This window comes from Sporosarcina sp. ACRSM (assembly GCF_022346545.1).
In the GTDB taxonomy this organism is placed as follows: Bacteria; Bacillota; Bacilli; order Bacillales_A; family Planococcaceae; genus Sporosarcina.
In genome coordinates, this window is sequence record NZ_JAKRNU010000001.1 from 84222 (window position 1) to 109631 (window position 25410).

Sequence of the window (25410 nt, forward strand, 5' to 3'; positions counted from 1 at the left end):
TCATTATTTCTTTCTTTTAGTAAGTAAGAAGAAACCACCTGCTACAATGGCAATTAAAAGAATAATTAGAATAACTGTCATAGAAGATGATTCTTTCTCTACTTCACCCGCTGGAGCTACATTTTCTTGATTTTCTGTCGATTGCTCAGCTGACTCCGTTGTTTCTGATGGTTCCTCTGTTCCTTCTTCCACAGATTCAGGAACTGAAGCATTGACGGTAAATGAGAATTCACCTTCCAATGGATGACCGTCTGCACTAATAATGCTCCAATTTACTTGATATTCGTCATTTGGAAGTGGCTCAGCAACTGTACCTGTTAATGTACCTTCACCAATAATAATTTCTTGTAGTTCAATGGCTTGCCCTTTTGTCGTTTGTACATCTATAAAGCTACCTTGTTCAATTTGTCCATCAAATTCCAGGGCAATTTCATTTAATGGCTCCGTTACAATGTCACCACCTGCTGGATTCGATCCTTCTAAATGCGAGTGAGCAAACGCACTGGTAGAAATAGACATGGTTAGTAAAATTGCTGCAATTACGGTAAACATACGTTTCAAAATAACCCCTCCTAAACTTTTTACTATGGAATCAATAGATACAACTATTCATAGTCATCATCTACTTTATAGTAAAAGTGTGAGATTTGCATGAAGTAGGCACACACTTCCATTCATAAACTGTACAATTAAGAAAAGACCAGATGCTCGAGCATCTGGTCAATACAGCGGACTTCCGCGTGAAAAACGGTTGGCCAGTTATAGATGTAAATAGCCTGCTTACATCTAACACCAGAAAACCTAACCCATATAAACACTTGCGCACGTTCCCGCTGCCGGTTCATAAAAACAGTGATTTTTAAATTGACCGGTAAAAGGTTGCCCGTACCAGGTTGGAGGACAGGGAGCATACGGATTAAAGTACCAAAGGGCGAATTTCGCTGGATGTTGTCTCCAATTCTCCAAATTCTGTCTTGCTAATCTTTTTTCAGTGGATCTCGCTCTTTGATAAAATAAATTTCCTTTTTGCACGGCTTCAAAAGAATAATTATTTCCTTGCACCTGAAAAATGACATCTTCAATTGATCTTACGTCCCTGAAGTCCAAGCAGTCCGCGACAGCACGGTTAACAATTACATTTCCAACGTATAACATCCCTTGCTTTCCTTCACCTTCAGCTTCTGCTCGCATCATCCTTGCCATTAGATCGACGTCTGCATCTCGGTATTTGACTCTCGGCATTTTTCCACCCCAACTACATGGTATGAAAGAAAGTGGACATTGATGTCATATTCATAAATAAGGATGATGTGATCAAAGAGGGAACGCTTTCGTTTCATTTTTACTACTTATCCCTCGCCTCTCGTTTTGATAGGCCGATGCAGCTAATAAATAGGATGAAGAACAATAGAATCTTTCTCGTTTCAAAAAAGTCTGGGATGCTGTTTGTGAAAATAAATTGGACGAGACTATGTGCTCCGACGACTAATAAAGCCATTACCGCACTCCCGATGACAATGTTCACATTCTTCATAACGGCTCCTCCTTTCGGTTCTCTACCTTAACGATAGCAATGGACAGAGTGTCTATTTTGATTAAAGATGCGGTCACTCTGAAGCGACTTCGCAGTTTTGATCAAAACCTACTTTTAGCCGTACGCTATAATAATTTGCAAGGAGGGAGTGCCTTGGGAGATGAACAAATGATACAGCGCGCGGTTGAATGGATTGAGGTAAATTTAGAGCGGAATATTCAGCTTGCCGACGTGGCGAGCTTTGCGGGCTACTCGAAGTTCCATTTTCACCGGCTGTTTCAATCCGTTTTAAATATGAGCGTGGATCAATACATCCGTACACGGAGACTTGCTGCCGCTGCAGTTTTATTGATCCATTCGGATGAAAGGATTCTGGATATTGCATTTTATGCTTCTTTCAACTCCCAAGAAGCGTTCAGCCGGGCCTTTAAGAAGACGTATCGTTTGGCACCGGGCGAATATCGAAGGATTATGAGGAGCATTATTTTCATACAAGAGGAGGAGTGTATGATGCAGGAGATGAAAGGCTGGTTTTTGAGCGGAAGTCATCCGCATCTGTATAAGATGGGGATCGATCGGCAAGTTGTTCATACAGGAAATGCTTCGGGCTATCTTCATTCTCAGTTCGTTACGGAAGCGGCAGAATTCGCGACGATGATGCAACAATTCAAAGCGGACAAATTTCTTGGAAAGCGATTGAAGCTATCCTGTTTCATTAAATGTGAAGACGTCGACCAGTTTGCTGGGGCGTGGATGCGCGTTGACGATCAGTTGGGCGATGTGTTGCAGTTTGACAATATGAGCAATCGCCCTATTAAAGGAACACTTGACTGGAACTACTATTCGATCGTGCTCGATGTTCCATCCCGGAGCCAAATGATTTCATTCGGCGTGCTTTTGCAAGGAAAAGGAAAGCTATGGGTAAATCAATTCCAATTTGAAGAAGTGCCTGAAACCTATGCGACGACAAACTTGGAAGTAATGCCTGAACTACTTGATGAGCCGGTCAACTTGTCATTTGATGAATAAAAAGATAAAAAACGGTGCCTGCCATCAACACGATTCTAAATTGTGTCAATGGCAGGCACCTCTTTTATGTTCTTCATTTATTGTAGTATATTTACTGAATTATGTTCCGCACTGGCACCGAAACAATTCGTTTTTGTAATATACAGCAATCGAATTAATATTAATTTAATGTGCTATGATTAGGTTTACATCGATTATAACCGTAATAGGTACACACAAAAGGGCAATAATAAGGATGAAGTCGTTTTGTACTTACAGCCCTATATACAGGAGGTCTACAAATGAATAATAATGATATATTAATTCGATTACGATATGCCTTAGATTTAAAAAATGCTGATATGGTAGATATTTTTCAAATGGGTGGCATTGAAGTAACAAAAGAAGATGTGTTACTGTTGCTTACAAAATCAAATGAAGATGAAGCTGAAAATGAATTGCAAATGAAGTGTACGAATAGCATGTTGGATTCATTTTTAAATGGCTTGATTATTTATAAAAGAGGAAAACAAGATCCAAAGCCAGGACAACCTCAAGGTCCAACTGTATCGATCATGACTAATGAAAATGTGAATAATATCCTTCTAAAGAAAGTAAAAATAGCACTCGCGTTAACAAGTGAGGACATGCTTGATATTTTAGAAAAAGCAGGAGTCATCATATCAAAAGGCGAATTAAGCGCAGTATTGCGAAAAGAAGGGCACAAAAATTATAAACCATGTCTGGATCGATACGCCAGAAACTTCTTAAAAGGATTAGCTATAAAATATAGGGCCTAAGTTAAGGTGCCTGGTAGTGATGCAATTCCGGATTGCGTTACTATTAGGCGCTTTTATTTTAAGGGCTTTTTGCTACTGCCCCATATCCCCTAATTTTTATGTATTTCCTTTAATCTCCATGTTCTTCAATGATCCGCATGGCGATGCCCGTTAACTCGTCATGTTCAGTAAATCGTTCATTAAGCATATCCGTAAGAATATGTTCGAGGAAGTATTTTACACAGTTCATCTCTTGAAACAGCAGTATGGTCCTTAATGCTTCTTCATATATCTCTAAAAACAATGGCTCCGGATTACCTTTTTGAATCTCACCAAATGCTTCATAAAGCAAATCAATTTTATCTGCAACAGATAATATGCGCCCCTCCAATGTCTCATCTTTACCTTCTTTAAATCGCTCCAAATAAATGGCTTGAAACTCAGATGGTAGATCCTTTTCTACAAACTTTCTTGTCATTTCTTCCTCTACTTCACTGAATAGTTGCTTCAACTCTTTCGAAGCATATTTTACTGGCGTCTTTATATCTCCTGTAAAAAGTTCCGCGTAATCATGGTTCAACGCCTTCTCATAGAGGATTCTCCAATCCACATTCTGACCAGATTGCTCTTCGACTGTTCCAAGAAATTGAGCGATTTTTGTCACCTTAAATGAATGACTGGCGACGGAATGCTCCTGATATTTGAACTTTCCTGGACAACGAATGATTTGTTCTAAATCAGATAAGCTTTTAAAATATTGATGTACACCCATCTTATTCATCACCTTTCTTTATTTTTTAGGGCTATCGTATAGAAAACCTCGTCATATAACGACTCCTATTTATGCGTTTTTAACAGAGCTGTATTCACTTTAAGCATTGTCTTTCAATACTTTCCCTTATTCTTACTAAAGTATGCAGGAAAGGGGCTAAAATCATTCAATCAGGGATTTAAACGGTCAATATCAATTACGCCTTGGCGTAATTGCGTCCAGATTTTGAATCGAGCTTGCTCGATTAACTCCTTTCAAAATCTGTGACATCCGCGGGCCTACAGGATGTAGGTCATGCAGTCGTTGCGACAGGATGTCGCGCACTTAGACTGCCTTCCATTCTTCGTTCAGCAGGCGTTTGAACACCCGCTGAACAGGAAACCAAAACCGCATTCATCTCTCCACCTACAGAGGTGGGAGTCTTCTGCTGAATGAAGATAAAAAGATAATATGAAATCTCCGTTGGTTGTCTGGGAAGACCCAAGCCTTCCAGTCTTATTGTGCCACAAATAAAAACAATACCAGGTTCTGAGGCAATTCAAAATTGCGTCAGAACCTGGTACCCTAAATTAGCTCTCCACCACTTCCGGCTGTTCAACTTGATTCACTTTCATTTTCCGCACCTTATAAATAACAATCAGTAAAACAAACCAAGCAGGCGTTACGAACAAGGAAACACGCGTATCTTCCGCAAGTGCAAGAACGACAAGAACGAACGCTAGGAAAAGCAGGATCAAGTAATTGCTAACCGGGTAAAGCGGCATTTTGAATTTGTTTGCTTTTGCTAGTTCCGGTCTTGTTTTGCGATATTTCAAATGGCAGATGACCGTAATTCCCCAAATAAAGATGAAACAGACTGTAGAAATACTGGTAATGAGTGTAAATACGCCTTCTGGCATGACATAGTTCAAAACAACGGCAATTAGAATGACGATGGTTGAAAAGTACAATGCATTGGAAGGGACTTTACGTTTGTCCAGTTTTGCTAATCGTGCAGGTGCATTTTTGTCTTTGGCAAGTGAATAGATCATTCTACTTGTACTAAAGATTGCACTGTTACATGCCGAAGCTGCGGATGTCAGGACGACAAAATTGACGATTCCGGCTGCTGCAATGATGCCAACGCCTACGAAGACTTGGACGAATGGACTTTCCGCAGGTTTGACTGCAGTCCATGGATAAATACTCATAATGACAATCAAGGCTCCGATATAGAAAACAATAATCCGAATCGGGATATTATTGATCGCTTTTGGAATAACCTTTTCGGGATCCTTTGTTTCGCCCGCCATCAATCCAACAAGTTCAATACCGACAAACGCGAATACGACCATCTGGAAGGAGAGAATAAAACCGTTCATCCCATTTGGGAACATTCCGCCATGGCTCCATAGGTTCGTAAAACTGGATGGACCTTCACTCGTTGAAAAGCCTTTAATAATCATGAAAGTTCCGATGACAATTAACCCTAGAATCGCAATGACCTTGATCAATGCGAACCAGAATTCCATTTCACCAAAAAGCTTTACAGTAGCAAGGTTCATAATTAACAACACAACAAGTGCAATTAATCCCGGCATCCACTGGGGTACTTCTGGAAACCAATACTGGGCATAGAGACCAACTGCTGTGATATCGGCCATTGCGATTGAAATCCAGCAAAACCAGTAGGTCCAGCCCGTGATAAAGGCTGCCATGTTCCCTAAATAATCTTGTACAAAATCAACAAAAGAATGATAGTTTAAATTGGATAACAGTAGTTCTCCAAGTGAACGCATGATTAAAAAGCAAATGATCCCTGTAATGGTATAAGCAAATAAAATGGAGGGTCCTGCTAGATGAATCGATTTCCCTGCTCCTAGAAACAATCCGGTTCCGATTGCCCCTCCAATCGCGATGAGTTGTACGTGTCTATTTTTTAAGCCTCTTTCCAATTGTTGTACTTCCACAGATGTCACACTCCTTAATTTCCACATGATGAGTATTGAGTATTCTGTCGCCTAGTAATAAAGCGCTTACATTTTGAGTGATTCTAAATACATAACATACTATTATTATTAAAGATATTCCCCTCCTTTTGTATTTCACCAGTAAAAGGACAGGGGAAATATAGGTGTTCACCTATACTTCCTCTGTCCTTTTACCTGAGAGTATAACTCCTTTGGTGGCACATGGCGCTCTCCAGAGGCGCGTCCTATTATGGTCCTTTTACCTGAGAGATTAATTCTTTTTCTGGAACTTGCTCCTTCGGTGCTAAACTAAACGTTTAGTCTCTCCCATAATATTCATCCGCTATTATTTAATTAATTTATATAATAGCACTTGGAAAGGAAAGTTGTCTAGTAATTATTTAGAATTTAAATATTATTTCGATCTCACACAAAAAAGCTAACGAAGCTTTAAACCCTAAACGCTCATAGAAGTGTGGGTTAGCAGACACAAAATACGTTCGGTTTCCGACCATAAATAAACACTTAACAAGGTCTTCAACAGCGGACTCTTGTTAAGTGTTCAATAAATTCTTTTCTATCAATTACGCCTTGGCGTAATTGCGTCCAGATTTTGAATCGAGCTTGCTCGATTAACTCCTTTCAAAATCTGTGACATCCGCCGGAGGCTTTATCTTCGTTCAGCAGGCGTTTGAACACCCGCTGAACAGGAAACCAAAACCGCATTCATCTCTCCACCTACAGAGGTGGGAGTCTTCTGCTGAATGAAGATAAATTAATCAATCGAAAATCCGACTTATGCATCATATGCATTTAACGCATTCACGCTGTGAGCCAAAGCTGAACCTGCTTTTAGAGCCGTTGCCACCAGAATCGATTCTGCCAACTCTTCCTTCGTTGCACCTGCACCCTTCGCACCCTTTGTATGAATATCAATGCAGTACGGGCAGCCCGTAGTATGGGCAACAGCGACAGCAATCAATTCTTTCTCTTTGACACTTAGGATACTTGCTTTCAATGCTTTTGTATCAAAGTCAACAAAAGCCTTGAACACATCACCATTTAGCGCTGAGAACTCTTTTAATCTATTAAAATAAGATGCCTTATATAATTCATCATCGCCATTTTGATCATATGCATTTAAGGCATTCACGCCATGAGCTAGAGCAGAGCCTGCTTTTAAGGCCGTTGCGACTAGGATGGATTCAGCCATTTCTTCTTTGGTCACACTTTCTGATTTTGCCGCTGTTACATGGACTTCAATACAATATGGGCAACCTGTCGTATGGGCAACCGCAACGGCAATTAATTCTTTTAACTTTTTCGTGAGTTTCCCCTCAGATAATGCTAGTTTGTCAAACTGTGCAAAAGCCTTAAATGTATCCGGTGCAAGATCACTTAATTCTCCAATACGATTAAAATATGATTTTTTATACAATTCTTCTCTGCTCATTCTTACTTCCCCCTCATTAATCTTTTTATTGTTTGTTATTTTCGACAATTACCTCTATCAATATATCAGAAAACGTAGAAAAAGTGTATTTTTCTGAACCACCAACCATCTATCCCCATTCTGGAGATTAGACGCCGACTTTTTGCAGTTCCCTTGCCTTTAGTTCACGTCGAAGAATTTTTCCGCTGATCGGCGTCTTCGGCAACTCCTCTAGAAATTCGATTTCTCTTGGCGCCGCATGGGCTGCTAGTCCACTTCGTACAAATTGACGAAGCTCTTGCAACAGCGCATCACTTGCTTCATAGCCATTCTTTAAGACGATAAATGCCTTTACGATTTCGCCCCTTACGGCATCTGGTTTTCCAATAACGCCCACTTCTGCAACGGCTGGATGTTCGATCAATTTACTCTCCACTTCAAATGGACCGATTCGTTCGCCTGAAGAATTGATCATATCGTCACTCCGGCCTTGGAAGAAGATATAGCCGTTGTCATCGATTGTCGCCAAATCACCAGACACATACCACCCCTCGAATGGGAAGTACGTCGCATATTTCGCAGGATCTTGCCACACTTCCTTCATGATGGCAGGCCAATTTGCTTTCAAAGCTAACTGACCGACTTTTCCAGGCGCAAGCTTTTCGCCATCATCTCCTAGAATGGCAGCCTCAATTCCTGGAAAAGGTCTCCCCATGGATCCTGGAATAATGGTTTCAGATGGAAGATTAACAATAAGTTGGGCCCCTGTTTCGGTCATCCACCACGTATCATGGATGCGGTTGGACAATGTTTTGATTCCCCAACGGATCACTTCCGGGTTTAACGGCTCGCCCACGCTTAAAATATGGCGGATTTTTGACAAATCATAGGTCGCTGTCTTTGCATCCCCTTCCGCCATCAACATTCTAAATGCCGTCGGCGCACTATACCAAACGGTGACACCGGATTTTTCCAACACGGAGTACCATTCATCGGCATTAAATCGACCGCCGTGAATAATAATGGTCGCACGGTTAAGCAGTGGTGCGAATACACCATACACCGTTCCGGTCACCCAACCCGGGTGGGCCGTGCACCAATACACATCCTCCTCTTTCAAATCCAATACCCATCTGCCTGTAATGTATTGTTGGATCATCACTCGATGTGCATGGACAATTCCTTTCGGGCGCCCTGTTGAACCACTTGTATAATGAATGTTCAGTGCATGGTCCAAATCTACCCACTCGATGATATCTTCCTCAATTTCAACAGCCCGGGCTTCCTCAAATAACGAAATCTCATCACCCTTACATTCTTCCGGTTCCGCTGTTATCAAAACCGTTTTCAAGGATGGCAGTTCCGCACGTGGCACCCGTTTCACCAACTCAGGTGAAGCGATTAAATAAGTCCCCTGGCAATCCGCAATCCGCTCCTTCACCGCATCTTCCATAAACGCTTCAAAAAGTGGCCCGACTACAGCTCCGAGCTTAATGGCAGCGAGCATGGCGATATGACAATCAGGATGCTTTGGTAAAAAGATAAAAACAAAATCCCCTTTTTTCACGCCTTGCTTTTTCAAAACAGTCGCCCAAAGATCCGACTTTTCTTTCAATTCACGGTACGTCAGGGTGTACTCTTCCTCTTCCCCATAATAATGGAGAGCGACTTTCTCTCCAAACCCTTTCACCACATGGCGGTCCACACATTCATAGGCCATATTCACTTTTCCCGTAACGGACCAGCTGAAGTTCGATTCGATTTTTTCCCATGTAAAATCTTCTCGTGATGGAAGATCAGTTGTTATATTAGTATTTCCTTCAAATGGATAAATCACTTCTTCATTTGCCAAGTTTAGTCAACCACCTTTTCAATATGTAATAAATCTAAGATTTCCGCCTTTTTCGACGCCAGGAACGTATTACCTCGATCCCGTGGTTTTGCCACATCAATCGGCATTTCCACTTGCAATGTCCCGGGCTGACCTCCTAGGATGAAAATCCGGTCGCATAAGTAAAGTGCTTCGTCAATGTCATGCGTAACGACCACCATCGTCGTTAATCGTTTCTTTTGAATTTCCAACAATAAATCTTGCAGTTGCATTTTTGTGAAAGCATCCAGCGCACTAAACGGCTCGTCAAGCAGTAAGACATCAGGCTCGCCAATCAACGCACGCGCAATGGCAACCCGTTGTGCCATCCCGCCAGACAAGTCTTTCGGATAATAATCGCCAAAGTCGGACAAACCGACAAGATTCAAATATTCCTGGATCACTCCTTGTTTTTTCTTCGCATCTTTCGCTCCAAATAGAATATTTTCTTTTACTGTCAGCCAAGGCATCAGTCGCGGCTCTTGAAAGATCATCCCAATCGGTTGTTCCCCCATACCCGCTATTTCAATAGCTCCTTCAAAATTCTGATCCAGCCCCGATAAAACGCGTAAGAGCGTACTTTTCCCGCATCCACTCGTCCCCAAAACCCCGACTGTTTCCCCTTCCTCAATGGAAAACGAGATGTTCTGGAATCCAGCAAGCCCGTCATTAAATGTCCTTGTCGCCTGTTTCACTTTCAACATCGGTATCCCTCCATTATTGTTGGTTTTGTAAATTGTCCTGCCATTTCAATGCACGTGCTTCCAACGCTTTCAACAAGGAATCGGTCGCTTTCCCTAGCAATGCAAATAGAATGATGCTGGCAATGATAAGCTCTGGCGAATATGTATTCTGACCGACAACGAGCAAATACCCGAGCCCTTGACTGGCACCCATTAACTCGGCGGCCACGACGAACATCCAGCCTAATCCGACACCACTGCGTAAACCGACAAGAAACGATGGAAGTGCAGCCGGAAAGATGATACGGCGAACAATTTGAAACGTTGTAAAATGATAAATCTTCCCGACTTCGATCAATTTACGATCCACCCCTTGAATGCCTGAAACGATATTCAAATAGATCGGAAAGAACACACCGACAGCAATGAGCATCACTTTAGAGGATTCTCCGATTCCCATCCAAAGGATGAACAACGGGACCCATGCCAAAGATGGAATCGAGCGAAATGCTTGAATTAACGGATCCATCAGCTGCTCAAACCATTTGAAATAACCGACAATGGACCCCAAGACAACTGCAACAACCGTCCCTGCCAGAAACCCGATGAAGACACGGAAGAACGTAATGCCCACATGCCCCCAAAGTGTACCTTCCGCCGCTAACTCGATAATCTTTTGCAAAATGGTGGTCGGAGCGGGAAAGACATAGGCATCGAGCCAATTGAAACGGACAGCCACTTCCCAAACGACTAAAAGAATGAACGGAATGATGAAGCCGAGTGCTATACCTCTCACCTTTTTCAATTCAAAGCCAACTTTCACCGGCTTTTGTTCTTTCGTTTCAAATAATCCTTTTCCGTCAATTTTGACCGTCATGCCTATTCCCCCTATTTCATTCGATTACTTTTTTTGCGTACTGATCAATGATCAATTCATCCACAATTTTCTCGACTTCCACATTGCCTTTAATAACATTTTCTGACTGCAATACTTTACCGGCTTCATTTAACGCTTCAATTTGCTTCACGCCAGGGATTGGATCTGAGAAATCATTGCGTTCTAAACTCTTTTGTGCAACTTCCAATGGCATTTCAGCTTCTTTCGCTAGGATGTCCGCTGCCTCTTCAGGATTGTCGATCACCCACTGCCGTGCTTTTTCATAGACTTCAATCACTGTCTCGACCACTTCCGGATGTTGTTCCGCAAAATCAGATCGAACATTCAACGTTCCATACGTATTTTTATCATGATCGCGCAAAAATAATTTCGCACCTGAATCGATTTCAACCTTTGCCATATGTGGATCGAGCCCTGCCCACGCATCTACTTGACCCGTCAAAAGGGCATTCGCACCATCAGAATGCTGTAAATTCACAATTTCCAAATCCTTCGATGACAAACCTGCTTCTTGTAACGAACGTAGCAGGAAAATATAAGGATCTGTTCCTAACGTCGCCGCTACTTTCTTGCCTTTCAATTGTTCGACGGATGTGATTTCTGCATCATCTGTTGTCACCAGTGCCGTCCATTCCGGCTTTGAATAAATATAGACCGATTCAATCGGCGAACCATTCGATTTGGCAATTAATGCGGCTGCTCCAGCCGTCGAACCAAAATCGACACTTTTAGAATTTAAAAATTCAAGTGCTTTATTGCTTCCGTGGCTGAGTACCCATTCCACTTCAATCCCTTGTTCCTCAAACGCTTCTTCTGCCCAACCAAATTCTTTCAACGCTAGACTAGTAGGCGAATAATAAGCATAATCTAAAACAACTTTTTCCAACTTGTTCTTTTCTTCCCCTTCAGCCGATGAACAAGCTGTCATCAAAAGCGTTGTGCCGATGATTACTACCATAAATGCTATCCATTTTCTCATGTTGATTTCCTCCTGCGTTCATTTTTATATTGAAATTCCTTTCAATCCATTTTACCTAATGATTAATTTATCTTATCTGTATACTCGGGTTTAATCGGCATAAATCCCTCTTTAATCTTTCTTTTATAATCCAATATAAAAACCCCCTTCCTAAGAAGAGGGTCGAAACAATTCCTCCTCTTATCTTCCAAGCTTAAAACGCCTGTAGGATGTAGCACCTTTTCAGATACGATCATCTGCCGGTTGCCGGGCTTCATCGGGCCTATTCCCTCCACCACTCTTAATAAGAGATCTATGTAGTTGTAACAAATTGATCTTTTCAAACAATCAGTTGACTGAAAATTAGTATAGACGGAAAAAATAATATTGTCAACTTACTTTCCGCAAAAAAATAAATTAATTTGTATGCATCCATTTTTGTGCTTTTTCCCACGTAAAAAAGTACCAGCTTCCAACACAATTCAAAATCGTGTTGGGAACTGGTACCTCAACTATTATCTTACGTTCTCTACAAATTCAACTAATTTGTCTAACGTCACTAAATGGTGATTGCAATCTGTGGTGTCTTGGCAAATGTAATTCCCTTTTTTCGTATAGGTGCCGATTCCCTCGCCTTTTGTTTTGGTCATGAACATGCAAACGTTCGTGAGCCGGTTACAAATTGCACAAATTTGCTTGCTATTCGTTTCTTCATAAGTACCCGAAAGACCTATCATGCCTTTTGAGCTAGGTGCAATGATAAATCGTTTTTTCATCCCGATATCATCAAAACTTAAAAAGGACATTTTATGATAGTCCAAACTTTTTGTAGGTAGCTTTAATTTTTTCACTTTGGGAAACAACTTTTTCAGCTTTTGTTCCGAAGGTTTGCTGAACGGTATAATGTAAGACTCCAATTCGTGTAAGAATTGTTCGGCCTCTTCTTTACCAACAATCTCTACAATCTTGTTCAGCATTTCTTTATGCTCATCTGTGATGTCCGTAAACAGATCAACAACTCTTTCGATTGAAAGGGATTCAAGAGCGCCAATAACCCGTTCATCATTAACCGTACTATGGCCATTTACAAGTTGCCGCACTTGTCTTTTAATAAAATTATACTGATCATTTCTCATAAATTGTTCGTTATTCATTTCTGTGAGCTCCTTTGTTTTTAGTGCGTAAACAAAGCGCAAAGCTACCATTCAGAAATGGAGAACTCTCCTATAGGCGATTAAACGTCCATCCGCCCCATGCAAAGTATCGCCTTTTCCTCATCCGGCTTTGCATGAGTCTTTCGAGAAGCTGGCAATGTCATTCGAGTTGCCATCTTCACATCACCTCCCGATCGATAGCCTTTTCGATGCTACGTCAAATATCATACAGCTTTCTCTTTTTCGAGACAACTAAAAAACGATTCTGAAACAAAACGACTCTATTCTCTTTTTTTTACAAGGTCAACAGCTCGTTATAGGGCGTAATAAGTTCAACCTTCCTTTTACATGTTCATATAATGTAAGGAAAGGAGGCTGGATGGAATGGACCGATTTATATTTTTAATGTTGGCTAGTATTTTAGCCGGGTTTGCATTATTAAAAGTTCCTTTAGCAGGTACTTTCTTGTCAGGTATCGAGCCAATCACTGACTTAATAGGTCTTTTGGCTATGTTAATATTCTCCCTTGTGCTCATCTATAAAGGCTTAATGGCACTGCTGGGGAAATAGTAAAAAGAAGGTCGAGGCTGGACATCACTAGCTTCTAAAAAACGAAAAGTGAAATCGCACCGTCGATTTCACTTTTTTTGTTTACAACTTTCGATTTCCCGCGAACGGTGCATGATGCATTCTGCTAATCCCTTCCCCAGATCAAATCAATAAGCACTCTTTTCCTCGGCACGCGTACATTGTATAACCATCTGACAATCGTCGTAGATGCCCATTGGCAAATCAATGCCTGAATGACGATTTCCCATACAATGACATAAGCCGTTATCACAAAGATGACGCCATTGATCCAAAACAGGGACTTTCCTGGATTGATGTTCTTATACTTGGCAATGATCAACGCGATGACTCCAATGCCACCGTTTGAAACGCCCTGTCTCAGAAGTACGGCAATGCCCAAGCCTAAAAAAATAGATCCGAATAATAGATCGAGCGCAATATGGGAGAAGGGGGAATTCAAAGACGCTTCAAATAGATTGACGGAAATGGAGGTGACGGTGATCCCAAAGAGCGTGCCAATTGTGCTCCTACTACCGAGAAAATGGAAGGCAAATAATAACATGGAAGCATTCATGATCCATAGCGCCAAACTGAACGGAATGCCAAACCAATAGTTCAGCAAGACGGTGAAGCCGCCTGCTCCACCTGACGGGATATAGTTTGGAAATAAAAAAACGCCCATGGCAAAGCCTTGGAGTACGGCCCCGGTTGCCACAAGGAAGTATTTTCTGAAGAAGCTGCGAATGTTTTTTGCGGGTTGTCTACGATCTCTTCTTTTCACTTAGCATCATCCTCATGAGAGATGGCACAATGGTTTGTGCTGCTTTCAGTCTATGCTTGGAGAAAAGAATGGAGACCATCATATTGCCGAGTATTTGTCTGTCAAATGCCCGGCAACTTCTTATAAAGTGAAACTTCAATCAGTGGGGGTTTTCTCCATCCCCCACTGATTGAGGGGAACACAAGCTAAAAGCGTCACGTCCTGTGACAACGCTTGTGTAACCAACATCGTGTTGGCCCGAACCAATCGGGCTTTTATCTTCCTTTAACGGACGTCCAAACTACCCTGTTGAAGGAAGGCAACTTAAGTTCGCGGCTTCCTGTAAGTGCCTTAATTTCTGCAAAGAGAGCAGAAATTAAGGCAAATCGAACCCTTCTCTGTTCGATTGGCAGTTGATCTCCCACCTATTCTTATCGTTTTACCTAATTCTTGAGGTGGGAGTCTTACTGCCCGTTAAAGCGGGATAAAGCCGCTTTAGGTACCACCGGTTTAAGCTGATAACTGATCTCCTCCGAAGTGCCCGATTCGCTTTGATTCGGCTCATCAAGGATCTGCTTCAAAATTTGTTTCACGGTGGAGGTGAAGGTGGCGTGGTCTCGTTGTCTCGGCCTTGGAAGCGGGATCGCTATATCCTGGGCAATCATTCCGTCTTGGAGCAGGATGACTCGATCCGCCAAAGCAACTGCTTCTTCTACATCATGTGTCACAAGTAACGCCGTAAATCTGTGTTTCTGCCAGATGTTTTCAATGAGGCTTTGCATTTCTAGACGAGTGAACGCATCGAGCGCTCCAAGCGGTTCATCAAGCAGCAGCAGACTCGGCTTATGGATGAGGGCCCTAGCTAAGGCAACCCGCTGTTTTTGTCCGCCGGATAGTTTGGCAGGCCATTCATGGATTCGATGTTCGAGACCGACATGCTTCAATACGGTCATCGCCTCTTCCCTGTGAGATCCTTTCAATCCCAACTCGACATTCTCCAACACCGTCTTCCATGGCAGTAGGCGTCCATCCTGGAACATCATGCACGATTGGCGATTGATGGCCATCAATGGTTCGTGCTCAATTAGGATCTGTCCGTCCGAGGGTTTCTCCAAACCGGAAAGTAGCCGGAGCAATGTGCTTTTCCCACAACCGCTCTTTCCGACAATCGCGACAAATTCCCCTTTACGTACGTTCAAGGATAATTGATCAAGCACTTTCGTGTCATGATAGGATTTTTTCAAACGCTTAAGCTGAATGTGAAATCGTTCTTCTTTCATGCCCTTCCCCCATTTCTAAGGTTGTTTCGCATAGCCTGAATGCCATTTTAGCCAACGTTGCTCAAGGGAACGTGCAATCATATCCGATAGTTTTCCGAGGAAGGCATACAATAAGATACTCAGGAGTATGACATCCATTTGCATGAATTCCCGGGCATTCATCGCCATATAGCCGATTCCGGATGTGGAAGAGATGGTTTCAGCAACAATGAGGGTCATCCACATCATCCCGAGAGAAAAGCGGATGCCGACTAAAATGGAGGAAAGGGCACCCGGGAAGATCACATTGAAAAATAGGGAGACTCTATTCAAGCCATATATCTTTCCCATCTCGATCAGCCCTGCATCAACAGATTTAATGCCATGGTACGTATTGATGTAAATTGGGAAAAGTACCCCTAATGCAACGAGGAAAATTTTCGCCTCTTCCCCGATTCCGAACCACAGAATGACGAGTGGTATGAGTGCCAGGTGGGGAATGTTCCGTAGCATCTGAACGGATGTATCAACTAACATTTCAGATGTACGGAATAATCCGTTCACGAGCCCTAAAATGAACCCGATACCTCCCCCGATCAAAAAACCGATCAAAGCCCTCCCAAGGCTCACCCACACGTGATGGAACAGTTCGCCAGATTGCGTCAACTCAACTGCTGCAAGGAGGACATCCGTTGGTGCAGATAAGGTTTTAGCTGACAAGATACCCGTCTTACTGGCTATTTGCCAAACGATGAGAAGAAGGAAAGGGACGAACCAAGGGAGTGCTTTGTAAAGCGTCTTCCTAACGGCAGGTTTCATTTCCCTCCATCCTTTTCAAATGAAAATACCCGTTCCTTTACATTAATTTTTGACGGGATGATGCCTAATTCATAGAATGTGTCTGCGATTGCCTGCTGTTCTGTAATGATTTCTCCGGAAATTTCTTGCTCAACTCCATATACACGTCTTTCTACTGCTAACTTCAGGGAAGCATCATCGATTCCTAAAATATCCGATAGCATTTTCGTGAGTTCTTCAGGATGTTCATTGGCCCAGTCACTGGAGTTCCGGATTTCTTCGACTACCTCCTTCAAGATGTCGCTATGCTCAGCAGCAAAGTCCGACGATGAGAGAAAGTAATCACGGTCCGAAGTCAGCCCTGCACCGTTCACTAAAAGTCGCGCATCTGTTGATAATTCTGTGTCGGCCGTGAATGGATCCCAAACCACCCAAGCATCGATGTCCCCTTGTTCAAACGCAACGCGGGCATCCCCCGGCGATAGAAATGCCGGTGTAATCTCCTCATAGTTCAGATTCGCCTTCTCCAAAGCTTTCACAAGTAAAAAATGGGAGCTCGAACCCTTCGCAAAACCAATCGTTTTCCCTTTCAAATCCTCCAGCTTTTGGATAGGTGAGCCATCCTTCACCAAAATCCCTGAACCTTCGAACTTCGAAAACCCGACAGCTATATAGTGCAGTGAAGAACCCGAGGCTTGTGCAAAGATGGGAGGAGAATCACCCGTTCTTCCAAAGTCGATACTACCCGCATGTAAAGCTTCAAGTAGGGCCGGACCTGCTTGAAATTCATGCCACTCCACTCGATAACCGAGCGGCTCCAACCGCTTCTCCAACGTTCCTAAGTTTTTTAAAATGATTAAAGGACCGTTTTTCTGATAACCGATCCGAATTTTTTGATCTGCAGTTTGTGTTGTTGCATTTTCAGTGGCCCCACAAGCACTCAAGAGCAATGCCGCTAATAAAAACAGGCTTCCCACTAATGCTAACGATCTCTTTACTGTCAACAGTGGTACACATCCCCTCAATATTTCAGCCATGTGATGCTCGTTAGGCAATTAGCTGGTTCAACTACAAAGTATGCATGGAGGTGAATAAGGGCTTAGGCGTATTCATTGGGATGGAGAGCGAAGAGGTTACAAATTCCCAGTTCATCAATACACTGGTCCAGTTCTAATTCCTGATGCTCGATAAAACCGGTTTTCTTCCTTGCCCAAACTTACATCCAGGCCAATACCCGATTGCTCTATAGATATGAAATTTGCAGAAGTAAGACTTTATAAGATGTGCACGAGCGAGGTGCATTTTAAAGATATTCTTTTTTACTAACACCCTTCACCCCTTGCAACGAATACCGCTAATCTATGGTATTTCTTCTGGATGATTAGTATAATGTTTATAAAGAATGCATATACTGACTTCGATTATTCTAGAAGGATGTGGTCGGTATGTGTAAAAAGGAGGATATTGAAATGGCTACAGAGTCAATCGTCAAAATCAGTTCCGACTTAAACAATCACCGCGTTTCCAAAGCTTTAAACGAAGTAAGGTTGATTCAAACTGCAGAACTTCCTAAAAAGTCGGCTAGGGATTTCCTAAAAGAGTCACGCGAAAAGTAAATCGTAATGTCAAAATATACAGCTATCACTACTCCAACTTTTGAAGCCCGATATAAGAAACTTAAAAAAAGATATCCCAAAATTGATGATGATTTTGAAGTATTCCTTGATGAAGTTGAAATTGAAGGCGATTTAGGTGAAGACATACAGCGAGTAGTAAAAGACGGGAACAAAGTCTTTAAGAAAAGAATGCGAAACTCGAGTGCCCGAAAAGGTTTAACGGGTGGTTTTAGAATCATTGAATATGTAGTAACTGCAGATAATGAAGTATACCTTTTGGATATATATTCGAAGTCCGATCAAGTCAATATCTCAAAAGAGCAAATTCGAAAATTGATAGACAGTGCGCGTGTAAAGTAAGAACAGCGCATATTCATACGGAGCACCTCCTGATACGGGAAACGTATCAGGAGGTGCCTTTTTGAATATACCGTAGAAGGATGAAAGGCACGTTTGCGACATTTTGATATGCAGTATAAATTAGTATCTTGCACCTCCACCTCCCTTTCGCTAAAGACCAATAGTTATAAACCGTATGGCCGACAGGGACTCTTTATTTACGTTAAAGCTATTCTTCTATTCATTTGATTCAAAGGGAAAATAAATTGTAAAAAAGTGTAGTTAATGTAAGCAAGGTATCCTAGAAAATGATGACCTATATTTCCAAGCCTCAACCCCACTCCTCATCTTCCATTGGATCGATGTCCGCATAGATTTGGTACCCGTTTTCCCAATGCGTCTTCAGCCATTGAATCACCGAGACCATCTTCTCCCCATGGGCAGCGGCTTTTCCCTCAAGTTCTTGAGCCTGTTGCAGTTTGGAGAAACACCAAGCGGGATCTGGGAAAGCTTCAAACCATTCTTTGTCTTCCTCTTCAAGTGGATCCGTATAGCACATGGCGTCGTCCACGGGCAACATGTTCGGCCAATCGAGCCCGAGTCCTACGTCTTCTATCAATTGCCGAATTTCAAGACCGAATGTGAAATGGAAGGTGTATGTGGCGATATCCTCTTCCTCGTCCAAGATTTGAATTCTGTATTCCTTCAAACTTTCCTGCTTGAATAACTTTTGGAAGAGTGACTCTTTGCGGGTAACGTCTTTGATTGTCATGTTTTTGATGGCTGTCAATTTGACATTTTCAGCGTACTGCTGTTCTTTGCTATCCGGGTATCTTTCAGCCTTGAGAGCCAACATCTGATCCAGTTCGTTCTGCTCCGCAGCTGTCAGTTTTGACCGCAATTCCTTTTTCCGAATTTCCGGCATTTTAATTGCCATTCGGCGCTCTTCTTCTATATGCATACTCATCGTATTACCTCCGTTCATGTTGACTGAGTTTCCGGCTTATTTTTGACCATAACGACTTATTCGACAGCATGCAAAAATGTCCTTTCCAATTGATGCTTATATAAATCCGAACCATGTATATATCCGGTTACTTTTTTTGTTTTAAACAAGTATGCTATGATAAATGCACGGACAGAGTCAGAGGAGGCAGAGAGATGCAAAAGCTCTATTTTGAACCTGCATGGGACCGTACCATCGCCCCGGCTGATCGCGAAAAAATGATGAGGCATTTCCAACAACAAATGAAACAGCTAGATAACGGCGTCCATTTTTCATTTTTATGGAATGCCCGCAATTATAAAGATGAGCAGCTGATTACTGTGCTCATCCATAATTGTGAAGAGTTTCCTTTATACATACGCAATACAACCATCGCCTACTATGAACAAGGCAAACAACTGGCCAATGCTAAGTTTAACTTGCCTTGTGAAATAGCCGGCAATACCTCCATGCCATGGACGTTCATCTTTTCCAAAGCGAATAAAACAACGGATGATCCCCAATTCATGATTTGGAGTTAATGAAAAAATAAAGAAGTGCCTGCCACCATACAATTATAAACCGTATGGCCGGCAGGCACTCTTTTATTCTTTTAAACAAGCACCTTGTCCTGTTTAATTTGACGCGCAATTTTCTCTGTTAAGCGTGTTGTCACTTTTGGTAACACCATTTTGAGAACAGGTGCTAACACAGCTCCTGATAAGCCACCCGCATTGACTTCAACCGTTCCCGTCATCGTTGTATGCTCTGCTGATTCCTCGGCAGTAAACTGTCCACTACCTGTAAAATTATCCGTTAAGCCTTTCAATTCGAAACGGATCGTCGATGGTGCGTGAAATTCAGTAATGTCCAATTCCATTTTCACGGTCTTTTTGAGGCCCTTGAATTCCCCTTCAAATGTCCAAATCGACTTTTGTTCATCAATTTGCTCATGCTCCTTATAAGCGGGGACCATCGTTGCCCAGTTTTCAATTTGACTCACATATGCCCATACGTTTTCTACAGATGCTGGTATGTTTACAGAATGTGATGCGATTGCCATACATTTCACTACTTTCTTTGTTATTTTCAATTTGGTTCCAAATAAGCTTCAGGGTAGAATCAATCGCGCCTCGGCGTGACTGCGTCCAGATTTTGAATTGCGAATCGAACAGCGAAGGGTTCGATTTGCCGTATTTCTGCGTTTTTTTGCAGAAATTAAGGCACTTTCATTCAGGACGCGGCGACCTTAGCCTGAGTTCCTCTAATCAGCAGGTAGTTTGTACTCCCTCTGATTGAAGTGCTTTCTGGCATTCATCCCGCCACTTATGAAAGTGGGGGACTTCTGCTGAATCAAGTTAAATCTATCACTCTCTGAAACTTTTTCTACCGATTCACCAACTAATATTATACCGCATCTGCCCGTTATGTACATTCGTAAAGGGGAACAGTTATTGACCGCATTCATGTAGGTCTAACAATAATTTCATTAACGGAGGCGTAATCCGGTTGAGCAATTGCGTGCAGAATAGTATCAGCGATTATTTTTGCTGGAATAGCGGTTTGATACAGTTTTTCTACATTTTGTCTTAATTTTTCATTAGAAATGGTTTGTACAAGCTCTGTATTTATCGCTCCAGGTGAAATAATGGTAGCGCGTATATTATTTCTTGCCTCTTCGATTCGTAGACCTTCCGTAATCGCCCGAACAGCAAATTTCGTTCCGGAATACACAGCCGCGGCTGGTTCAACTATATGTCCGGCAACAGAAGATATATTGATAATATGCCCTTTTTTTCGCTCTCGCATATAAGGCAGAACGGCACCAATTCCGTAAAGTACGCCTTTGATATTGACATCGATCATTTGATCCCATTCAGAAATTTTCTTTTCGCTTAAAAAAGATAGTGGCATGAGACCGGCATTGTTAATCAGCACATCAATTTGTCCAAACGTTTCTATGGAAAAACGAGCCAGATCTTCCATCTCCTCTTGAACAGCAACATTCGTTACTTTATATACAGAAATGCCACCCTGCTTTTCAATACTTGCATCGAGCGCTTTCAAACGTTCTTCACGCCTTGCTGCAAGAACTACCCTAGCTCCCTGATTGGCAAGCTCCTTAGCTGTAGATTCACCAATTCCACTGGAAGCTCCAGTTAAAATAACAACTTTCCCTTCGACATTGAACATATGCGCCCAACCCTTCTAGTCTTTTATTTCTACAAAGATCCTTCACATCAAAAAGACCCGAAGTGATTGCTCTCAACGGGACCTACCTTCATTAATTGTTCCAGAACCTAGAACCTCAAATTTCTTCCTCTACCGGTACAAAATAATGGCCTAATCGATACGCTGTCGCATCCATTGTAGCAATTAGCTCTCCATCGCTTTCAACTTTAATCGTGTACCAAGCAGTTCGATAATTTTTCTTTACTTCCTCGGCAGTGGCTCGAATAAGTGCTCCTTCTTTGCCAGCTGCCATATAATTGATCGTATTGGTCAACGCAACAGCTGTTCGACCATAGGAGTTGCAAGCTGCTGCGAATACATAGTCGGCAATTGCGAAGGTAACAGCTCCGTGAAGTGTTCCGTGTGCATTTAACATATAGGCTTCGGAATTTAACTCTGCAATTGCTGTTCCTTCGCCAACCTCGATTAATTGAATACCTAAATGGTTTGCATACGCGTCTTTTTTCAATGCTTGTATAATAACTTCTTTATGTTGATGATGTAATTCACTTTCATCGATAACCGCTTTCATCATCATTTCCCCCTTTTTATATTTCAATAAAAAAACGATGTACGTAATTATCGTAATACTTTTTTGAACAATTCACAAGTTTTTCAGTATTTGGATGACTGTGTTTTTGCGCCCCCAAAAAACCGACGTCCATTTTGTGATCAAACGGACGTCGGTTGGTCTTTGTCATTATCGAAATATTTGTCGGTACCTGTGCTCAGAATAATTTCGTGCCTAGGTACTTTTACAATGGCACCATTCTTATTTAACAACCGTCACAGGGCAATTGACATGCTTCATGACTTTATGACTGACGCTGCCAAGCACCATTTCTTGGAAAGCGTTTAGGCCCCTGCTGCCGATGACGAGTTGATCCATCGCTTCTTCGTTCACGAATTTTATAATTTCTTGGCTCGGGTCCCCTTTTAGTAGCGCCGTTTTCGCTTTTACGCCAGCATGATGGGCCAGTTCCAGAACGGGATCTATTTTTCGCTGTCGTTTCAGCAGGAGACTTTCTTCGCTTTGTGCTAAAAGTCGTTCGTCTTTCGCTTTATTGTAATCCGCGACATAGATGATCTCCAATTGTGCGCCCGGGAAGTGTTGGGCCAGTGTGATGGCATGTCTTGCAGCGCGCAGCGCATTTTCCGATCCGTCGATGGCTACAGCAATTTTCATAAAAATCCCCTCCTCTATAGTAACTTCTCGTATAGTTGTTCACTGGAAGAATTCAACCCTCGGATTGTTACCCTTACGCCTTCTTCCTCAAGTTTCTGCTTGACCTTGATGATTGCTCCAACAGATGATTCATCCCAGAGCTGGCTATCTTCGAAATCAATCACGATTTCCTTCTCTTTTACGTCGCTAAATGACTGGATGAATTTCGTAGTGGAGGCGAAAAATAACGGTCCTTTTATTTTATATATGCCTTCATTTCGCGTCACAGTCACCCGAGAGATATTCGCAACAAAAAATAGTGAGCTCAGTACAACGCCGATGACGACACCGATTGCAAGATTATGCGTATATAAAATGATCGCGACGGTGATCAGCATAACGACCGATTCCGTTTTTGGCGCTTGCTTCAGGAACTTGAACGAACTCCAATTGAATGTCGTCATGGCGACCATAATCATGACGCCTGCCAGGACAGGCATCGGAATTTTGACGACGACATCGCCCAAAACAATGATCAAAAACATCAGGAAGACGCCCGCTGTGAATGTGGATAGGCGTCCACGACCACCTGATTTCATGTTGATGATCGATTGGCCAATTAATGCACAGCCTGCCATCCCGCCGAAAAAACCTGTTATGAAGTTCGCGATTCCTTGCCCGCGCGCCTCTTTATTCTTATCGCTCGGCGTATCCGTCATATCATCCAATACTTGGGAAGTCAGCAACGATTCCAATAAACCGACAATGGATAAGGCCAATGAATAAGGGAAGATGATTTTCAATGTTTCCAAGTTGAGCGGGATATCCGGAAGGAAGAAAGTTGGCAATGAGCTTGGCATCTTCCCTAAATCACCGATGGTTTGAAGCGATACACCACTCAGCAATGCGATGCCCGTCATAACGACAATCGCGATAAGAGGTGCAGGGATTGCGGTGAAAAAGCGCGGCACGACATATACCAACACCAATGTCGCAATCGCGAATAGATACGTCATTGCATTGCTTCCTTTTAAGTAAGGAAGTTGGGTGATGAAGATCATAATGCCGAGTGCATTCACAAATCCGAGCATAACGGAGTTCGGGATGAAACGCATCAAGTTCGCCACCCCGAGTCCACCGAGGATCAATTGAATGACGCCTGTCAAAACAGTGGCTGCCAGCACATACTGCAAGCCATGATCCGCCATCAAGTTGACGAGGACTAATGCCATTGCACCGGTTGCCGCTGAAATCAGACCCGGACGCCCTCCGACAAATGAAGTAATGACAGCAATCGTAAACGAAGCATATAGCGCGACACGTGGATCCACTCCTACGATAAACGCAAAAGCCAACGCTTCAGGAATGAGCGCTAGTCCTACTACGATTCCCGCAAGAATATCGGCACGCACATTTCCGAACCATTGTTGTTTCAAAGTATGCAATTATTGTTCTCCCCTCTTTATTCTCAGTTGTCTAAACGATATATACCTACGATAGATGTAGGTAAGAATGTGTATAATTCGTTCCAATTATAGCAGAATGGATGGGCAAGATGGCAAGTACCGTTTCAAAAAGTAAAGTGCCAGTTTCCAAAACAATTCGAAATTGCTTTGGAATCTGGCACTTTTCTTCATACGCTATTATGATTTTTAACATAAAGATGCATCGTATCGAGTTTGTCTTCTAGACATAAAAAGACGAACCATCTATCATCTCTACGCCCTCCCTTTCTTTAATTTTTTTGATTAAGGTGAAAAGTGCTTCGTCCTTCTGTTTAGCCTCGATCATACAATCAATTTGCGGAATTGAACCTTTAATCTCGTTTAAGAACCGGAAAAACATGTCTACATCCACATAATCCGAATGATGACGAAATTTGTCCTCACTTTTCGGACTAGAGATATGCATTTTGATTGGAAGAGGTGAGTCCTTCCATGTCGCCACCACTCGGTCCCATTTATCTTCCCACTTTTCATTACGGTGATTGGCCAGATGATGATAATAATCAAATACAAGCGGAATCCCTAGTTTCTCGCTTAGATATAGCGTGTCCTCAAGTGTAAATGACGTGTCATCATTCTCCAGCATAATCATCTGTTGAATGGGCAATGGAACATGATTCCAATTCACAACAAAACGCTCTAATGATTTTTCAGTTTCTTTATAGTTGCCGCCAATATGGAGCACACAGCGATGTGTGACATCTATATTCATTGCTTTTAATAGCAAATAATGCATCTTTAAATTCTTTACTGAATTTATCAATACATCTCTTTTCGGAGAATTCAAAACGACAAAATGGTCAGGGTGAAAATCGACTCTCAGATTATTGTTTCTTACAAACTGCCCTATTTCATCTAATTTCCCTTTTAACGGTTGCAAAAAATCCCAATCAGAAAGTTCTTCATGATTGGCTAATGGAATCAATCGTGATGTGAAGCGATAAAAATGGATATCATGAAAGTTATTATGTTTTAGTATCCTATGGGTATTTTCCAAATTCTCCAGTGCAATCCGTTCCAACTTGCGAATTGCTGCTACCCGATCCCCGATTTTCTGGAACTGAGTAAACGTCATGGTTTTGGATGGTGAGGCATTTTTTAGTTCCGTACTCATCGCCACATAACCGAGTCGTACAATCGTCAT

Annotated in this window: 28 protein-coding genes and 3 riboswitches; of the genes, 6 read left to right on the forward strand and 22 right to left on the reverse strand. The window is 42.2% G+C overall.

Annotated features, from left to right (window positions below; all coding sequences use genetic code 11):
• Positions 1–3: 3 nt before the first annotated feature.
• The 3 genes from MHZ95_RS00380 to MHZ95_RS00390 all read right to left on the reverse strand — a co-directional run bounded on the left by MHZ95_RS00380 (position 4) and on the right by MHZ95_RS00390 (position 1534).
• A complete protein-coding gene (locus tag MHZ95_RS00380) occupies positions 4–552 on the reverse strand; it encodes a copper resistance CopC family protein (protein ID WP_239389157.1) in 549 nt (182 codons plus the stop codon).
• 249 nt (positions 553–801) lie between these two features.
• Complete coding sequence (locus MHZ95_RS00385; protein ID WP_239388331.1) at positions 802–1242, reverse strand: cell wall hydrolase; 441 nt, start codon at positions 1240–1242, stop codon at positions 802–804.
• A gap of 103 nt (positions 1243–1345) precedes the next feature.
• Positions 1346–1534: a hypothetical protein gene (locus tag MHZ95_RS00390; RefSeq protein WP_239388333.1), complete on the reverse strand. Its 189-nt coding sequence runs from the start codon at positions 1532–1534 to the stop codon at positions 1346–1348.
• A 168-nt stretch (positions 1535–1702) separates the two neighbouring features.
• Here MHZ95_RS00390 and MHZ95_RS00395 point away from each other — a divergent pair, with 168 nt between their 5' ends.
• Both MHZ95_RS00395 and MHZ95_RS00400 read left to right on the forward strand, forming a co-directional pair.
• Entirely contained in the window at positions 1703–2563 is an 861-nt protein-coding gene (locus tag MHZ95_RS00395; RefSeq protein ID WP_370642883.1) for a helix-turn-helix transcriptional regulator, read from the forward strand.
• 281 nt (positions 2564–2844) lie between these two features.
• Complete coding sequence (locus MHZ95_RS00400; RefSeq protein ID WP_239388337.1) at positions 2845–3342, forward strand: YehS family protein; 498 nt, start codon at positions 2845–2847, stop codon at positions 3340–3342.
• A gap of 109 nt (positions 3343–3451) precedes the next feature.
• Here the strand turns inward: MHZ95_RS00400 and MHZ95_RS00405 are convergent, their stop codons facing one another.
• From MHZ95_RS00405 to MHZ95_RS00440, 8 genes are all read right to left on the reverse strand, one after another.
• Complete coding sequence (locus MHZ95_RS00405; RefSeq protein WP_239388339.1) at positions 3452–4093, reverse strand: HD domain-containing protein; 642 nt, start codon at positions 4091–4093, stop codon at positions 3452–3454.
• A gap of 569 nt (positions 4094–4662) precedes the next feature.
• The gene (locus MHZ95_RS00410) at positions 4663–6042 is read right to left on the reverse strand and encodes an amino acid permease (RefSeq protein ID WP_370642862.1); all 1380 of its coding nucleotides are present in this window, start codon (positions 6040–6042) and stop codon (positions 4663–4665) included.
• Positions 6043–6222: 180 nt separating this feature from the next.
• Positions 6223–6281: riboswitch (glycine riboswitch) on the reverse strand.
• Between the two features lie 2 nt (positions 6282–6283).
• A riboswitch (glycine riboswitch) is annotated at positions 6284–6382 on the reverse strand.
• 456 nt (positions 6383–6838) lie between these two features.
• The gene (locus tag MHZ95_RS00415) at positions 6839–7495 is read right to left on the reverse strand and encodes a carboxymuconolactone decarboxylase family protein (RefSeq protein WP_239388343.1); all 657 of its coding nucleotides are present in this window, start codon (positions 7493–7495) and stop codon (positions 6839–6841) included.
• Positions 7496–7622: 127 nt separating this feature from the next.
• Positions 7623–9326, reverse strand: coding sequence for an acetate--CoA ligase (gene acsA, locus MHZ95_RS00420; RefSeq protein WP_255726481.1), 1704 nt, complete (start codon positions 9324–9326; stop codon positions 7623–7625).
• A gap of 2 nt (positions 9327–9328) precedes the next feature.
• On the reverse strand, positions 9329–10048 hold the full coding sequence (locus tag MHZ95_RS00425; protein ID WP_239388345.1) for an ABC transporter ATP-binding protein: 720 nt from the start codon (positions 10046–10048) through the stop codon (positions 9329–9331).
• Positions 10049–10061: 13 nt separating this feature from the next.
• A complete protein-coding gene (locus tag MHZ95_RS00430) occupies positions 10062–10904 on the reverse strand; it encodes an ABC transporter permease (RefSeq protein WP_239388347.1) in 843 nt (280 codons plus the stop codon).
• A 16-nt stretch (positions 10905–10920) separates the two neighbouring features.
• The gene (locus MHZ95_RS00435; RefSeq protein ID WP_239388349.1) at positions 10921–11904 is read right to left on the reverse strand and encodes an aliphatic sulfonate ABC transporter substrate-binding protein; all 984 of its coding nucleotides are present in this window, start codon (positions 11902–11904) and stop codon (positions 10921–10923) included.
• Positions 11905–12081: 177 nt separating this feature from the next.
• A riboswitch (SAM riboswitch) is annotated at positions 12082–12194 on the reverse strand.
• Positions 12195–12398: 204 nt separating this feature from the next.
• Positions 12399–13037, reverse strand: a complete 639-nt coding sequence (locus MHZ95_RS00440; protein WP_239388351.1) for a FusB/FusC family EF-G-binding protein — start codon at positions 13035–13037, stop codon at positions 12399–12401.
• 384 nt (positions 13038–13421) lie between these two features.
• Between MHZ95_RS00440 and MHZ95_RS00445 the strand changes: the two genes are divergently transcribed.
• The gene (locus tag MHZ95_RS00445; RefSeq protein WP_239388353.1) at positions 13422–13607 is read left to right on the forward strand and encodes a hypothetical protein; all 186 of its coding nucleotides are present in this window, start codon (positions 13422–13424) and stop codon (positions 13605–13607) included.
• Positions 13608–13731: 124 nt separating this feature from the next.
• Here the strand turns inward: MHZ95_RS00445 and MHZ95_RS00450 are convergent, their stop codons facing one another.
• The 4 genes from MHZ95_RS00450 to MHZ95_RS00465 all read right to left on the reverse strand — a co-directional run bounded on the left by MHZ95_RS00450 (position 13732) and on the right by MHZ95_RS00465 (position 17428).
• Positions 13732–14388, reverse strand: coding sequence for a YitT family protein (locus MHZ95_RS00450; RefSeq protein ID WP_239388355.1), 657 nt, complete (start codon positions 14386–14388; stop codon positions 13732–13734).
• Positions 14389–14831: 443 nt separating this feature from the next.
• Positions 14832–15647: an ABC transporter ATP-binding protein gene (locus MHZ95_RS00455; RefSeq protein WP_239388357.1), complete on the reverse strand. Its 816-nt coding sequence runs from the start codon at positions 15645–15647 to the stop codon at positions 14832–14834.
• A 15-nt stretch (positions 15648–15662) separates the two neighbouring features.
• The gene (ssuC, locus tag MHZ95_RS00460) at positions 15663–16445 is read right to left on the reverse strand and encodes an aliphatic sulfonate ABC transporter permease SsuC (RefSeq protein WP_239388359.1); all 783 of its coding nucleotides are present in this window, start codon (positions 16443–16445) and stop codon (positions 15663–15665) included.
• Positions 16442–17428, reverse strand: coding sequence for a sulfonate ABC transporter substrate-binding protein (locus MHZ95_RS00465; protein ID WP_239388361.1), 987 nt, complete (start codon positions 17426–17428; stop codon positions 16442–16444). Before MHZ95_RS00465 ends, ssuC begins: the two co-directional genes overlap by 4 nt.
• A gap of 465 nt (positions 17429–17893) precedes the next feature.
• On the opposite strand from MHZ95_RS00465, the gene MHZ95_RS00470 reads away from it, so the two are divergent.
• Both MHZ95_RS00470 and MHZ95_RS00475 read left to right on the forward strand, forming a co-directional pair.
• The gene (locus MHZ95_RS00470) at positions 17894–18040 is read left to right on the forward strand and encodes a hypothetical protein (RefSeq protein WP_239388363.1); all 147 of its coding nucleotides are present in this window, start codon (positions 17894–17896) and stop codon (positions 18038–18040) included.
• 6 nt (positions 18041–18046) lie between these two features.
• Positions 18047–18400, forward strand: coding sequence for a hypothetical protein (locus MHZ95_RS00475; protein ID WP_239388365.1), 354 nt, complete (start codon positions 18047–18049; stop codon positions 18398–18400).
• Positions 18401–18710: 310 nt separating this feature from the next.
• On the opposite strand, the gene MHZ95_RS00480 is transcribed toward MHZ95_RS00475, so the two are convergent.
• The gene (locus MHZ95_RS00480) at positions 18711–19346 is read right to left on the reverse strand and encodes a hypothetical protein (protein ID WP_239388367.1); all 636 of its coding nucleotides are present in this window, start codon (positions 19344–19346) and stop codon (positions 18711–18713) included.
• 194 nt (positions 19347–19540) lie between these two features.
• On the opposite strand from MHZ95_RS00480, the gene MHZ95_RS00485 reads away from it, so the two are divergent.
• Positions 19541–19906, forward strand: a complete 366-nt coding sequence (locus tag MHZ95_RS00485) for an SLAP domain-containing protein (RefSeq protein ID WP_239388369.1) — start codon at positions 19541–19543, stop codon at positions 19904–19906.
• 71 nt (positions 19907–19977) lie between these two features.
• Here the strand turns inward: MHZ95_RS00485 and MHZ95_RS00490 are convergent, their stop codons facing one another.
• The 6 genes from MHZ95_RS00490 to uvsE all read right to left on the reverse strand — a co-directional run bounded on the left by MHZ95_RS00490 (position 19978) and on the right by uvsE (position 25410).
• Positions 19978–20427 carry an SRPBCC family protein gene (locus MHZ95_RS00490; protein WP_239388371.1) on the reverse strand — a complete coding sequence of 150 codons (450 nt, stop codon included), beginning with the start codon at positions 20425–20427 and terminating at the stop codon, positions 19978–19980.
• Positions 20428–20828: 401 nt separating this feature from the next.
• A complete protein-coding gene (locus MHZ95_RS00495; RefSeq protein WP_239388373.1) occupies positions 20829–21557 on the reverse strand; it encodes an SDR family oxidoreductase in 729 nt (242 codons plus the stop codon).
• Positions 21558–21672: 115 nt separating this feature from the next.
• Complete coding sequence (locus MHZ95_RS00500; RefSeq protein ID WP_370642863.1) at positions 21673–22128, reverse strand: PaaI family thioesterase; 456 nt, start codon at positions 22126–22128, stop codon at positions 21673–21675.
• 240 nt (positions 22129–22368) lie between these two features.
• Entirely contained in the window at positions 22369–22782 is a 414-nt protein-coding gene (locus MHZ95_RS00505) for a universal stress protein (RefSeq protein WP_239388376.1), read from the reverse strand.
• Positions 22783–22796: 14 nt separating this feature from the next.
• Complete coding sequence (locus MHZ95_RS00510; protein WP_239388378.1) at positions 22797–24206, reverse strand: SulP family inorganic anion transporter; 1410 nt, start codon at positions 24204–24206, stop codon at positions 22797–22799.
• 241 nt (positions 24207–24447) lie between these two features.
• On the reverse strand, positions 24448–25410 hold the full coding sequence (uvsE, locus tag MHZ95_RS00515; protein ID WP_239388380.1) for a UV DNA damage repair endonuclease UvsE: 963 nt from the start codon (positions 25408–25410) through the stop codon (positions 24448–24450).

Coding starts and splice junctions, on each gene's coding strand:
- MHZ95_RS00390 (WP_239388333.1), bottom strand. CDS start 1,534: ATGAAGAATGTGAACATTGTCATCGGGAGTGCGGTAATGGCTTTATTA.
- MHZ95_RS00495 (WP_239388373.1), bottom strand. CDS start 21,557: ATGTTCAATGTCGAAGGGAAAGTTGTTATTTTAACTGGAGCTTCCAGT.
- MHZ95_RS00475 (WP_239388365.1), top strand. CDS start 18,047: ATGTCAAAATATACAGCTATCACTACTCCAACTTTTGAAGCCCGATAT.
- MHZ95_RS00430 (WP_239388347.1), bottom strand. CDS start 10,904: ATGACGGTCAAAATTGACGGAAAAGGATTATTTGAAACGAAAGAACAA.
- MHZ95_RS00395 (WP_370642883.1), top strand. CDS start 1,703: ATGATACAGCGCGCGGTTGAATGGATTGAGGTAAATTTAGAGCGGAAT.
- MHZ95_RS00415 (WP_239388343.1), bottom strand. CDS start 7,495: ATGAGCAGAGAAGAATTGTATAAAAAATCATATTTTAATCGTATTGGA.
- MHZ95_RS00500 (WP_370642863.1), bottom strand. CDS start 22,128: ATGAAAGCGGTTATCGATGAAAGTGAATTACATCATCAACATAAAGAA.
- uvsE (WP_239388380.1), bottom strand. CDS start 25,410: ATGACGATTGTACGACTCGGTTATGTGGCGATGAGTACGGAACTAAAA.
- MHZ95_RS00385 (WP_239388331.1), bottom strand. CDS start 1,242: ATGCCGAGAGTCAAATACCGAGATGCAGACGTCGATCTAATGGCAAGG.
- MHZ95_RS00505 (WP_239388376.1), bottom strand. CDS start 22,782: ATGAAAATTGCTGTAGCCATCGACGGATCGGAAAATGCGCTGCGCGCT.
- MHZ95_RS00480 (WP_239388367.1), bottom strand. CDS start 19,346: ATGAGTATGCATATAGAAGAAGAGCGCCGAATGGCAATTAAAATGCCG.
- MHZ95_RS00380 (WP_239389157.1), bottom strand. CDS start 552: ATGTTTACCGTAATTGCAGCAATTTTACTAACCATGTCTATTTCTACC.
- MHZ95_RS00490 (WP_239388371.1), bottom strand. CDS start 20,427: ATGGCAATCGCATCACATTCTGTAAACATACCAGCATCTGTAGAAAAC.
- ssuC (WP_239388359.1), bottom strand. CDS start 16,445: ATGAAACCTGCCGTTAGGAAGACGCTTTACAAAGCACTCCCTTGGTTC.
- MHZ95_RS00470 (WP_239388363.1), top strand. CDS start 17,894: ATGGCTACAGAGTCAATCGTCAAAATCAGTTCCGACTTAAACAATCAC.
- MHZ95_RS00485 (WP_239388369.1), top strand. CDS start 19,541: ATGCAAAAGCTCTATTTTGAACCTGCATGGGACCGTACCATCGCCCCG.
- MHZ95_RS00400 (WP_239388337.1), top strand. CDS start 2,845: ATGAATAATAATGATATATTAATTCGATTACGATATGCCTTAGATTTA.
- MHZ95_RS00405 (WP_239388339.1), bottom strand. CDS start 4,093: ATGGGTGTACATCAATATTTTAAAAGCTTATCTGATTTAGAACAAATC.
- MHZ95_RS00445 (WP_239388353.1), top strand. CDS start 13,422: ATGGACCGATTTATATTTTTAATGTTGGCTAGTATTTTAGCCGGGTTT.
- MHZ95_RS00435 (WP_239388349.1), bottom strand. CDS start 11,904: ATGAGAAAATGGATAGCATTTATGGTAGTAATCATCGGCACAACGCTT.
- MHZ95_RS00425 (WP_239388345.1), bottom strand. CDS start 10,048: ATGTTGAAAGTGAAACAGGCGACAAGGACATTTAATGACGGGCTTGCT.
- MHZ95_RS00455 (WP_239388357.1), bottom strand. CDS start 15,647: ATGAAAGAAGAACGATTTCACATTCAGCTTAAGCGTTTGAAAAAATCC.
- MHZ95_RS00440 (WP_239388351.1), bottom strand. CDS start 13,037: ATGAATAACGAACAATTTATGAGAAATGATCAGTATAATTTTATTAAA.